The organism is Loktanella gaetbuli (assembly GCF_020531945.1).
GTDB classification, from domain to species: domain Bacteria; phylum Pseudomonadota; class Alphaproteobacteria; order Rhodobacterales; family Rhodobacteraceae; genus Loktanella; species Loktanella gaetbuli.
Map to the genome: position 1 here is coordinate 49,800 of NZ_JAJATZ010000008.1, position 11,877 is coordinate 61,676.

10 protein-coding genes are annotated in these 11,877 nt (G+C 60.9%); 8 read left to right on the forward strand and 2 right to left on the reverse strand.

Annotated elements, in window-relative coordinates; translation table 11 throughout:
- Positions 1-15: 15 nt before the first annotated feature.
- The gene (uxaC, locus tag LGQ03_RS14500; RefSeq protein ID WP_226748977.1) at positions 16-1,422 is read right to left on the reverse strand and encodes a glucuronate isomerase; all 1,407 of its coding nucleotides are present in this window, start codon (positions 1,420-1,422) and stop codon (positions 16-18) included.
- Between the two features lie 147 nt (positions 1,423-1,569).
- Here uxaC and LGQ03_RS14505 point away from each other — a divergent pair, with 147 nt between their 5' ends.
- Both LGQ03_RS14505 and LGQ03_RS14510 read left to right on the forward strand, forming a co-directional pair.
- A complete protein-coding gene (locus LGQ03_RS14505) occupies positions 1,570-2,301 on the forward strand; it encodes a GntR family transcriptional regulator (RefSeq protein WP_090159737.1) in 732 nt (243 codons plus the stop codon).
- On the forward strand, positions 2,298-3,197 hold the full coding sequence (locus LGQ03_RS14510) for a sugar kinase (RefSeq protein ID WP_226748978.1): 900 nt from the start codon (positions 2,298-2,300) through the stop codon (positions 3,195-3,197). Before LGQ03_RS14505 ends, LGQ03_RS14510 begins: the two co-directional genes overlap by 4 nt.
- A 69-nt stretch (positions 3,198-3,266) precedes the next feature.
- Here LGQ03_RS14510 and LGQ03_RS14515 read toward each other — a convergent pair whose 3' ends face one another.
- Positions 3,267-4,184: a LysR family transcriptional regulator gene (locus tag LGQ03_RS14515; RefSeq protein ID WP_226748979.1), complete on the reverse strand. Its 918-nt coding sequence runs from the start codon at positions 4,182-4,184 to the stop codon at positions 3,267-3,269.
- Positions 4,185-4,309: 125 nt separating this feature from the next.
- Between LGQ03_RS14515 and chvE the strand changes: the two genes are divergently transcribed.
- From chvE to LGQ03_RS14545, 6 genes are all read left to right on the forward strand, one after another.
- The gene (gene chvE, locus LGQ03_RS14520; protein WP_264195043.1) at positions 4,310-5,365 is read left to right on the forward strand and encodes a multiple monosaccharide ABC transporter substrate-binding protein; all 1,056 of its coding nucleotides are present in this window, start codon (positions 4,310-4,312) and stop codon (positions 5,363-5,365) included.
- A 141-nt stretch (positions 5,366-5,506) separates the two neighbouring features.
- Positions 5,507-7,009, forward strand: coding sequence for a multiple monosaccharide ABC transporter ATP-binding protein (gene mmsA, locus LGQ03_RS14525; RefSeq protein ID WP_264195050.1), 1,503 nt, complete (start codon positions 5,507-5,509; stop codon positions 7,007-7,009).
- Positions 7,010-7,024: 15 nt separating this feature from the next.
- The gene (gene mmsB / locus LGQ03_RS14530) at positions 7,025-8,254 is read left to right on the forward strand and encodes a multiple monosaccharide ABC transporter permease (protein ID WP_226748981.1); all 1,230 of its coding nucleotides are present in this window, start codon (positions 7,025-7,027) and stop codon (positions 8,252-8,254) included.
- A 4-nt stretch (positions 8,255-8,258) separates the two neighbouring features.
- Positions 8,259-10,001: an L-arabinonate dehydratase gene (gene araD, locus LGQ03_RS14535; protein WP_090159732.1), complete on the forward strand. Its 1,743-nt coding sequence runs from the start codon at positions 8,259-8,261 to the stop codon at positions 9,999-10,001.
- On the forward strand, positions 10,001-10,924 hold the full coding sequence (locus LGQ03_RS14540) for a Gfo/Idh/MocA family protein (RefSeq protein WP_226748982.1): 924 nt from the start codon (positions 10,001-10,003) through the stop codon (positions 10,922-10,924). The genes araD and LGQ03_RS14540 overlap by 1 nt, the downstream gene beginning before the upstream one ends.
- A 33-nt stretch (positions 10,925-10,957) precedes the next feature.
- Complete coding sequence (locus LGQ03_RS14545; RefSeq protein WP_226748983.1) at positions 10,958-11,875, forward strand: dihydrodipicolinate synthase family protein; 918 nt, start codon at positions 10,958-10,960, stop codon at positions 11,873-11,875.
- Positions 11,876-11,877: the final 2 nt, after the last annotated feature.

Here is an 11,877-nt window from a genome sequence, read left to right on the forward strand (position 1 = left end):
CCCAGAAAATGCTCGTCAGAGCTTGTAGGCCTGTTTTGCAAGCCGGTAGCTGAGGTCATGCGCGACCTCGGGTGCCTCGTCCCTGTCCAGCCGGCCAGTCGCGACCAGCGTGGCAAGAAACGTGCAATCGACCCGGCGCGCCACGTCGTGGCGGGCGGGAATGGAACAGAATGCGCGTGTGTCGTCGTTGAAACCGACGGTGTTGTAGAAACCAGCAGTTTCCGTCGCCATTTCGCGGAAACGCATCATGCCTTCGTAGCTGTCATGGAACCACCATGGCGGGCCAAGTCGCAGCGCAGGATAGACCCCGGCCAGGGGGGCCAGTTCGCGCGCGTAGGACGACTCGTCCAGGGTGAACAGGATGATCGTCAGTCCGGCGTCACCGCCGACCGCGTTCAGCAAGGGGCGCAACGCTGTGACATAGTCGGTGCGCATCGGGATATCGTACCCCTTGTCACGACCAAAACGGGCCATGATGTCCGCCGAATGATTGCGTGCAGCGCCCGGATGGATCTGCATCACCAACCCGTCGTCGCGTGACATCCGCGCCATTTCGGTCAGCATGTGCCCGCGAAAACGGTCTGCCTCCTCGCTACTGCACTTGCCCTGAAGTGCGCGATCAAACAGTGCAGCTGCCTCGTCTTGCGGCAGATCCTCTGTCCGGGCGGTCAGGTGGCCGTGGTCCGAGGACGTGGCACCGAAAGATTTGAAAAATGCACGGCGGTTGCGATGGGCAGCCAGATACCCGCCCCACGTGGTGGCATCCTCGCCGGCCAATTCGCCCATTTTTGCCACGTTATCCGCGAACCCGTCGCATTCCGGATCGATGACCGTATCAGGACGATAGGCTGTGATGACGCGGCCGTCCCAGCCGCTGTCGCGGATCATCTTGTGCCATTTGAGGTCATCAATCGCGCTCTCGGTTGTCGAAATCGCCTCGATGTTGAAACGCTCAAACAGAGAACGGGGACGAAACGCATCGGTTTTCAGGCTGGCGTCGATATGATCGTATATCGCGTCCGCCGAGGCCGCGGACAGACGTTCGTCTACGCCGAACACCTCTTGCAGGGCGTGATCCACCCAGATGCGCGACGGCGTGCCGCGAAACAGATGATAGTTGGACGCAAACAGGTTCCAGATTTTGCGGCTGTCGGTTTCTGTGGCACCGCCATCGACACGCGGCACGCCCAGATCCTCTAGCGCGATCCCCTGACTGTGCAGCATCCGGAAAACATAGTGATCCGGCGTGACGAAAAGCGTCGCAGGGTCCGGAAATGCCCCGTTTTCGGCAAACCAGCGCGGATCGGTATGGCCGTGAGGGCTGATGATCGGCAGGTCCTTGACGCCATCATAGAGATCCCGCGCCAGTGTCCGAACGGCCGGATCTGTGGCGAACAGGCGATCCTCATCAAGTAACGGCATTCATCCCCCTTCACTGTCGGCAACCTGCCCGACTCTCCCTACTGATATCCTAGTTATCCAGAAACGCCTGTCAACTAATATCCTAGTTGCAAGGAGACGCTTTCTGCGGGATAACTGAAGCAACGTGCGATAATTGGGGAAACAGCCATGAAGATAAGCGGCACACTGTCGTCGGGGGGATCGGATATAACGCTGCCCCTGCTGCGACAGACTCCCCAACCGACAGTCGCAGATCAGGTGTTCGACACTCTTCAGCAGCGCATTCTCAAACTGGAGCTTCCGCCGCAGACCAAGATTTCCGAAGCCGAAGTGTCAAAGCTGATGGGCGTTTCCCGGCAACCCGTCCGAGAGGCGTTCAAGCGTCTGGCCAAGCTGGGGTTTCTGCATATCCGTCCGCAAAGCAGCACGACCGTCAGCCTGATTTCAGAAGAAGCCGTGTTGCGCGCCCAGTTCATCCGAACCGCGCTCGAGGTCAAAACCTGCCGGACAGCCTGCGAGACATCCACACCCCAGACGCTGGCCCCACTGCATGCGCTGATCGCACGTCAGAAAGAGGCGATCGAGGCACAGGACAGAGACCTGTTTCACGCCCTGGACGAAGAATTTCATATCGCGATCTGCGTCCTGGCCGACGTCCGGTTCGTCTGGGACCTGATACAGGACAGCAAGGCGCATATGGACCGCATCCGCATGCTGTCTTTGAATACGACGTCACAGAAACTGGCGTTGCAGGAACATGTCGCAATTTTGGATGCCATTTCGGCGCGCGACCCGGATACGGCCGAGGCCGCGATGACTGCACATCTGTCGCGCATTGTCGTGCTGATCGACGAGGTCAAGAAACAGCAGCACAGCTTTTTTCAGGAAACGGACACGTGACACGGACTGTTTGCATCGGCGAGTGCATGATCGAAATGGCACCGACAGACACCGAGGGCGCGTTCCGGATGGGCTTTGCCGGCGACACCATGAATACCGCCTGGTATCTGCGCAGACTACTCGGGGCGGATCATCAGGTCGATTACCTTACAGCCATCGGGACCGATTCCGCCTCGCAACAGATGTCTGCATTCCTGCAACAGGCCGGACTTGGCGTGGACAGCATCTTGCGCCGCAGCGACCGCACTGTGGGCCTTTACGTCATTCGGCTGGACAACGGCGAGCGCAGTTTCAGCTATTGGCGCGGGCAAAGTGCGGCGCGGACGCTGGCGCAGGACAAGGCAGCGCTGAACGCTGCCCTGAGTGGCGCGGATTACGCCTATTTTTCGGGGATTACGCTTGCGATTCTGCCGCCTGAGGATCGGGCGCGGTTGCGCGATGCCCTTGCGGTGTTTCGTGCAAATGGGGGTCAGGTTGTGTTCGATCCCAATTTGCGCCCTGCCTTGTGGTCTGATCCACAAGAGATGCGGGATGAAATCATGGCAGGTGCGGCGGTCAGCACGATCATTCTGCCATCACACGAGGACGAAGCCACCTGGTTCGACGATCGCGATCCCGCAGCGACGGCGTCGCGCTATGCCGCCTGCGGCGTGCAAACTGTTGTCGTCAAAAACGGCTCTGGACCGATGTTGACCTGCGTGGACGGGGTCATGACATCGCACGACCCCGTCACGGTACAACAGGTGATCGATACGACAGCCGCAGGTGACAGTTTCAACGCAGGCTTTCTGGCATCCATCATCCGGGGTGCTGCACTTTCCGGGGCCGTGCAAAACGGTGCGCAGGTCGCCGCACAGGTCATTCAATCGCGCGGTGCATTGGTGGACCTGACCTGACGCACTGATCCCGTCAAACAATGGACCCAAACACACAGGCACACGGTCACCGGTCCCATACGCAACCCGCTAGAGCCGCGACAACACCTCTTCCAAGAGGCGCTGCGCGATCGGGGACAAATGGCGATCAGCACGGTAGAGGACCAAAAAGGGTGAAACAGCGATCTCTTCCGCGATGTCGATGACGCTCAGTTCCGAATTGCCGTGGGACAGGACCTCTGCGACCTCTTGGGTTTGCGGGGAAATCGCGTCCGAACTGGTGATGACACTCAAGGCTATCAGCAAGGAAGAGCTGTTGATCACGTGCTTGGGCGTGGCCAGACCGCTTTGCAGGAATTGCCGTTCGACTGCCGTCCTGATCGGCGACCCGGTCTCTTGGATGACGAATGCATAGTCCAGCGTATCCGCAAGTCCGACCTGCTGCCGCCCGGCAAGCGGGTGATTGGCGCCCACCAGCAGCCTGACCCGTTCGCTGCGTCCGGGGTGCGCGCGCAGGTTGGCAACGTCGCTCTTGACCCCGACCCGCGCGAGGACGAAATCAAAATGCCCCTCTTCGAGCCCCTTCAACAGATCGACCGAGGGGGCGACCTCGATCGTGGGCTGCATGTCGGGCGCGGTATCGCGGACCGCGAGGAGCGCCGGCACCAGCGCGCTGACGGCAGGCCCGGTGACCGAACCGACCCGCACTGCCCCGGCCTGACCGTTCTGCAACCTTGCGATGTTGTCCGACAGGGCATCGACCTCTGACAGGATGACGCGCGCATGACGCAAGAACGCCTCACCCAAGGCGGTCGCTGCCATGCCACGCGGCAGCCGGTCGAACAATGCGCCGCCGATTTCGGTTTCGATTTCCGCCAGCAGTCGGGACGCGGCTGGTTGTGACATAGCCACGGAATCGGCAGCCAACTGCAGTTTTCCGCTTTCCTCTATGGCGCGTATGAGGCGCAGGTGGGCGGGCTTCAGGCGGTTTGCAAAGGGAAATGACATGCATAATCATACCAATTTTGATATGTTCGTCCATGTAAATTGCATTAGATTGGTATGACAGGATCGGCTAGGCAACACGAGGAAGGCTGCCGCGGAGGACGCGCAGACCTCGGGAGGAGAAAATCATGACCCTTAAGTCCATACTTGTCAGCACTGCACTCGTCACGACCCTCGCCACCGGCGCATTCGCCGAAGGCCTTGTCGGTATCGCCATGCCGACCAAATCATCCGCACGCTGGATTTCGGATGGCGAATCCATGGTTCAGCAATTCGAGGAAGCCGGCTACGACACCATCCTGCAATACGCCGAGGATGATATCCCCAACCAGCTGGCGCAGATCGAAAACATGATCACCAATGGCGTCGACGTTCTGGTCATCGCCGCGATCGACGGCACGACACTGTCGAACGCGCTGGAAAACGCGAGCTTTGCCGGGATCGAGGTCATCGCCTACGACCGCCTGATCCGCGACAGCGAGCATGTCAGCTACTATGCGACCTTCGACAACTTTCAGGTCGGCGTGCAGCAGGCTGAAACGCTTGTTGCCGGCCTCGAAGAACGGTTCCCAGACGCCGAGACTTGGAACGTGGAATTGTTCGGCGGCTCGCCCGACGACAACAACGCCTATTTCTTCTACGATGGCGCGATGTCGGTCCTGCAACCGATGATCGACGATGGCCGCGTCACGATCGTATCCGGCCAGATGGGCATGGACACTGTCGGCACCCTGCGCTGGGACGGTGCTGTCGCGCAATCCCGCATGGATAACCTGCTGTCCGCCCATTACACCAACGCACAGGTCCACGGCGTTCTGTCGCCCTACGACGGCCTGTCCATCGGCATCCTGTCGTCGCTCAAGGGTGTTGGATACGGGTCCGGCGATACACCGATGCCGATCGTCACCGGTCAGGACGCAGAAGTCCCGTCGGTCAAGTCGATCATCGCCGGTGAGCAATATTCGACGATCTTCAAGGACACCCGCGAACTGGCCCGTGTGACCGTGGGCATGGTCGAGGCTGTGCTGGAAGGCGGCGAGCCGGAAATCAATGACACGGAAACATATGACAACGGCGTCAAGGTGGTGCCCTCCTATCTGCTGGAACCGCTGAAGGTGACTGCCGACAACTGGGAAGAGCGTGTGATCGAGTCCGGTTACTACACCATGGACCAGATCCAGTAAGACACGGCCACGGCGTCAGCTGACGCCAGCCAAACAGGCGGGCCGGTCCGGATGACGGACACCGGCCCGCCACACCACGGCGGTAGCGCCGCCCAATCATTTAACTGACAGGATGTTGCCGTGCAGGACACTCTGCTGGAAATGCGTTCGATCACCAAAACCTTTCCGGGCGTCAAGGCGCTGGACGAGGTGTCGCTCAAGGTGAAGCGCGGCGAAATTCATGCCATCTGCGGCGAAAACGGCGCTGGCAAATCCACGCTGATGAAGGTGCTGTCCGGCGTCTATCCGGCGGGCACCTATGACGGCGAAATACACTATGACGGCGCGCTTGCGACCTTTCGCGACATCTCGGACAGCGAGAAGCGTGGAATCATCATCATTCACCAGGAACTCGCGCTGATCCCGCTGCTGTCGATCGCCGAGAACCTGTTCCTGGGCAACGAAAACGCCAACCGTGGCGTGATCGACTGGCACGGCACCAACCAGCGGACAGAAACCCTGCTGCGCAAGGTCGGGCTGAGCGATGCACCCAGCACGTTGGTCGACAAATTGGGTGTTGGTAAACAGCAGCTGGTCGAAATCGCCAAGGCCTTGGCCAAGGATGTGCGCCTGCTGATCCTGGACGAACCGACCGCTGCCCTGTCGGAAAGCGACAGCCAGACCCTGCTGGACCTGATGCTGGAGCTCAAGGCGCAGGGCATGACCCAGATCATCATCAGCCACAAGCTGAACGAAATTCGCAAGATCGCGGATACCGTGACCGTCATCCGCGACGGCCAGTCGGTGTCCAGCTTTGACACCAAGGGTGACGGCATCACCGAGGACCGGATCGTGCGCGACATGGTCGGGCGATCGATGGAAAACCGCTATCCCGCCCGCACGCCGAAGATCGGCGACCGGATCATGAAGGTATCGAACTGGTCCGTTCATCATCCCGAACATGCCAATCGCAAGGTGATCCACGATGTGGATTTCGACGTGCGCGCAGGCGAGGTGGTCGGCATCGCCGGGCTGATGGGTGCAGGCCGGACCGAACTGGCCATGTCCATTTTCGGCAGATCGTGGGGACAGGGCATTAGCGGCCAGGTCGAAATGCGTGGCCAGCCTGTCGACGTCTCGACGGTCAGCCGCGCCATCGCCAATGGCCTTGCCTATGTGACCGAGGACCGCAAGAGCCTTGGTTTGATCCTCGACGACACGATCCAGCGCAACATCACCCTCGCGAACCTGCGACAAGTGTCCAACGGCGTCGTGCTGAACAAGCATCGCGAAACCGAAGTTGCCGAAAAATATCGCGACGATCTGGCGATCCGCACGCCCGGCGTGTTCCAGAAGGTCGGCAATCTGTCGGGGGGCAACCAGCAAAAGGTTGTCCTGTCGAAATGGCTGTTCACCGCGCCCGAGGTGCTGATTCTGGACGAGCCGACGCGCGGCATAGACGTCGGCGCGAAATACGAAATCTACGGTCTGATCAACGATCTGGCCGCTGCCGGCAAAGGCGTCGTCATGATTTCATCGGAAATGCCGGAACTGCTGGGCATGTGCGACAGGATTTTCGTCATGAACGAAGGGGCCTTTGTCGGTGAAATGCCGGCGGCAGAGGCCAGCCAAGAGCGGATCATGTCGCTCATTGTCAATCACTAGGGAGAGGCCACAGGCATGACCATCGCCGAAGAAAAACTGGAAAAACCGCAGGGTCGTGGCGGCGTCGGGGCCTATCTGGCCGCAAACCTGCGTGAATACGGCCTGCTGTTCGCCCTGATAGCCATCATGGCGTTCTTTCAGATCGTGACGGGCGGCACGCTGCTGCGTCCGATCAACGTGACCAACCTGCTGCTGCAGAACAGTTATATCGTCATCATGGCGCTGGGGATGCTGATCGTCATCGTGGCGGGTCACATCGACCTGTCCGTGGGGTCCGTGATGGGTTTTGTCGGTGCCTTGGCCGCCGTGATGATCGTGAACATGGATGTCTCCATGGGTGTCACGATGATCACCTGCATCATTGTCGGCGCGATCATCGGCGGTGCCCAGGGGTACTGGATCGCATACTGGAAAATCCCGTCCTTCATCGTGACGCTGGCGGGGATGCTGGTGTTCCGGGGTCTGTCGTTGTGGCTTCTCGAAGGCCAGTCCGTCGGCCCGTTTCCGCGTGAATTTCAGGTCATCGCCACCGGTTTTGTCCCCGATGTGCTGCCCGGCGGAGAGGCGCTGGCCGGACTGCTGGACGTACGAAACGTCAACGTCCTGGCCTTGTGCACGGGTGTGATCGCCGCCGCCTGGGTCGTCTGGTCAGGCATGAAACAACGCGCGACCAATAAATCCTACGGAATCGAGGACGAACCGCGCGCGTTTTTCGTCGCACGCATCGCGATCATTTCGCTGACGCTGGTGTTCATTCTATACAAACTGTCGACCTTTCGCGGCCTGCCGAACGTGCTGATCACGATGGGCGTGCTGACCGTCATCTACGCCTTTTTGACGGAACGCACCGTGCTGGGCCGCCGCATCTATGCGCTGGGTGGCAATGAAAAGGCCGCGAAACTGTCGGGCATCAAAACCGAACGCCTGACGTTCCTCGCCTTTGTCAACATGGGCATCCTTGCGGCCATCGCGGGTCTGGTCTTTGCCGCACGTCTGAACACCGCCACACCCAAGGCCGGTTTCGCACTGGAACTGGACGTGATCGCGGCCGTGTTCATCGGCGGGGCATCCATGTCCGGCGGGGTCGGCAAAATCGTCGGGGCCGTCGTCGGTGCCTTTTTGATGGGGGTGCTGAACAACGGCATGTCGATCATGGGGATCGGCATCGACTATCAGCAAATGATCAAGGGCCTCGTGCTTCTCGCTGCCGTGATCTTTGACGTTTACAACAAGCAAAAGGGCTGATCGCATGACCTTTGAACCCGCTGCATGGCCGCGTCGCCTGCGGTCTCAGGACTGGTATTCGGGATCCAGCCGCGACGTGATCTACCATCGTGGCTGGATGAAAAATCAGGGCTATCCGCACGACATGTTCGACGGACGTCCCATCATCGGCATCCTGAACACCTGGTCTGATTTCACCCCCTGCAACGGGCACCTGCGCGAACTGGCCGAAAAGGTAAAGACAGGCATCCTCGAGGCCGGAGGCTTTCCGGTCGAGGTACCGGTGTTTTCGGCATCCGAAAATACGTTCCGCCCCACCGCGATGATGTTCCGCAACCTCGCTGCCATGGCGACCGAAGAGGCAATCCGCGGCCAGCCGATGGATGGCTGCGTGCTGCTGGTCGGCTGCGACAAGACCACGCCGTCGCTGATGATGGCCGCCGCATCCTGCGACCTGCCCTCCATCGTCGTGACCGGTGGTCCGATGCTGAACGGTTATTTCCGGGGCGAACGCGTCGGGTCCGGCACGCACCTGTGGAAATTCTCCGAAGCCGTGAAGGCCGGCGAGATGAGCCAGGAGGATTTTCTGGAGGCCGAGGCGTCCATGTCCCGGTCCACGGGCACCTGCAATACGATGGGTACCGCCAGCACGATGGCCAGCATGGCCGAGGCGCTGGGCATGTCCCTGTCAGGCAATGCCGCGATCCCCGCCGTCGACAGCCGCCGCCGTGTCATGGCGCAGATGTCAGGCCGCCGTATCGTGCAGATGGTCAAGGACGACCTGAAACCTTCTGACGTGATGACCAGACAGGCATTTGAAAACGCGATCCGGACCAATGCCGCGATTGGCGGGTCCACGAACGCGGTGATCCACATGCTTGCCATGGCGGGCCGTGTCGGTGTCGATATCACGCTGGACGACTGGGACCGCTGCGGGCGTGATGTGCCGACCATCGTGAACCTGATGCCATCGGGCAAATACCTGATGGAGGAATTCTTTTACGCGGGCGGCCTGCCCGTCGTTCTGAAACGTCTGGGCGACGCGGACCTGCTGCACAAGGATGCGCTGACGGTGTCAGGCGGACCGATCTGGGACGAGGTCAAACACGTCCAGAACCATAACGAAGACGTGATCCTGCCCGCCGACAAGGCGTTGACCCAATCGGGTGGCATCGTCGTGGTGCGTGGCAATCTGGCCCCGAACGGCGCCGTGCTGAAACCCTCTGCCGCGACGCCTGCGCTGATGCAGCACAGGGGCCGCGCCGTCGTGTTCGAGGATATCGACGACTACAAGGCGCGCATCAACGATGACGCGCTGGATATTGACGAGACCTGCATCATGGTTCTGAAAAACTGCGGACCACGGGGATATCCCGGGATGGCAGAGGTCGGCAACATGGGCCTGCCGCCCAAGGTGCTGAAAAAAGGGATCACCGACATGATCCGCATCTCGGACGCCCGCATGTCGGGCACAGCCTACGGCACCGTCGTGCTGCACACCTCTCCCGAGGCGGCAGCCGGTGGCCCGCTGGCTGTCGTCAGGTCCGGCGACATGATCGAACTGGACGTGCAAAACCGCCGTTTGCATCTGGACATCCCCGACGCGGAACTGGCCGACCGGCTGGCCGCATGGACCCCCGCCCACGAAGTCGCGACCTCGGGTTACCTGATGCTGCATCAGACCCACGTCGAAGGCGCCGACACCGGTGCCGATCTGGATTTCCTCAAGGGATGCCGGGGCGCGCCGGTCGGAAAGGACAGTCATTGATGAAGATTGCATTAGTCGGCATCGGCAAGATCGCGGTTGATCAACATATCCCTGCGATCAACGATAGCCCCGATTGGGAATTGGCCGCGACCGTCAGCCGGCACGGGTCCGTGGACGGGGTCGATGCCTTTACCGATCTGGGCGACATGCTGGACGCGCGCCCCGACATCCGCGTGGTGTCGCTGTGCCTGCCCCCTGTCCCGCGATTTGCCTACGCCATGCAGGCGCTGGCAGCGGGCCGTCACGTGATGCTGGAGAAGCCGCCGGGTGCGACACTGGCCGAATGCCACGCGCTGACGGCCAAGGCGCAGGCGGACGGCCTGTCTCTTTATGCAACGTGGCATTCGCGTCAGGCGGATATGGTCGCAGCAGCCAAGGAATGGCTGACGGACAAGCGGCTGACGCGGTTGCATGTGACCTGGAAAGAGGACGTGCGCCGTTGGCATCCGGGTCAGGACTGGATCTGGGAACCGGGCGGGCTGGGCGTTTTTGATCCCGGCATCAACGCGTTGTCCATCGTGACGGACATCCTGCCCCATCCGATCCACGTGACCGGTGCCACGTTGAAGGTGCCCGAAAACCGCCAGACCCCCATCGCGGTCAATTTGGAATTTCATCACCCGCAGGGTGCACAGGTCACAGCCGATTTCGACTGGCGCCAGGAGGGCGACCAGATCTGGATGATCGAAGCCGAAACCGAAGCAGGCACACTGACCCTGACCGACGGTGGTGCGACCCTGAAGATCAACGGCGAACGCTCTGGCACCGCCGCGCCGCTGGGCGGCGAATATCCCCGCCTCTATGCACAAATGGCGCAACTGATCGCAGACGGCGGCATCGACATGGACCTGCGCCCAATGACGCTGGTCGCCGACGCCTACACGCTGGGACGCCGCGAAACCGTCGCACCATTCCACGACTGACAGACCGGCGCCATCGCGCCGCAAGGAGAGATGATGAAAACCCCTTTGACCGGAATCCTGCCCGTCGCACCCACCCCGTTTCATGATAACGGCGCGGTCGACGAGGACGGCATGCGCCGCGTGCTGGATTGCATGATCGACCAAGGCGTGGACGCAATCTGCATCCTCGCCAATTATTCCGAACAATTCGTGCTTTCGGATGCGGAACGCGAGACACTGACGCGGCTGTCGTTGGAACATGTCGCGGGCCGCGTGCCCGTCATCGTGACCACCAGCCATTTCAGCACGCAGATCGCGGTGGATCGTGGTCGCATGGCGCAGGACATGGGCGCGTCGATGCTGATGATGATGCCGCCCTACCACGGCGTGGGCCTCGCACCGCCGGAGCAGGGCATCTTTGAACATTTCGCCGCCGTGTCGGACGCGATCGACATCCCGATCATGGTGCAGGACGCCCCGCTGTCGGGTGTGACGCTATCGGTGCCGTTGCTCGCGCGGATGGCGAAAGAAATCGAGAACGTCAGCTATTTCAAGATGGAATCCCCCTTTGCCGCAGATAAACTGGCGCTGCTGATCGAGGCGGCAGGCGACCATATCGCCGGCCCCTTCGACGGCGAAGAAGCAGCGACACTGCTGGCCGATCTGGACGCAGGCTGCACCGGGACCATGACCTCGGCGCTGCAACCGGAACTGATCCGGCCCATCGTCGTTGACTACCTGGCAGGTAACATCGAGGCGGCACAGACAGGCTGGCGCGATGCGTTGCCGCTGATCAACCACGAAAACCGCCAGTGCGGCCTGCGGGCCGCCAAGGTGGTGATGAAGGAAGGCGGCGTGATCGGGTCCGACCATGTGCGCCATCCGTTGAAACCCATGACACAACGCACCCGCGAACGGCTGCTGCAACTGGCGACCGAGCGTGATGTGATCGCGCTGCGCTGGGGCAAATAAAG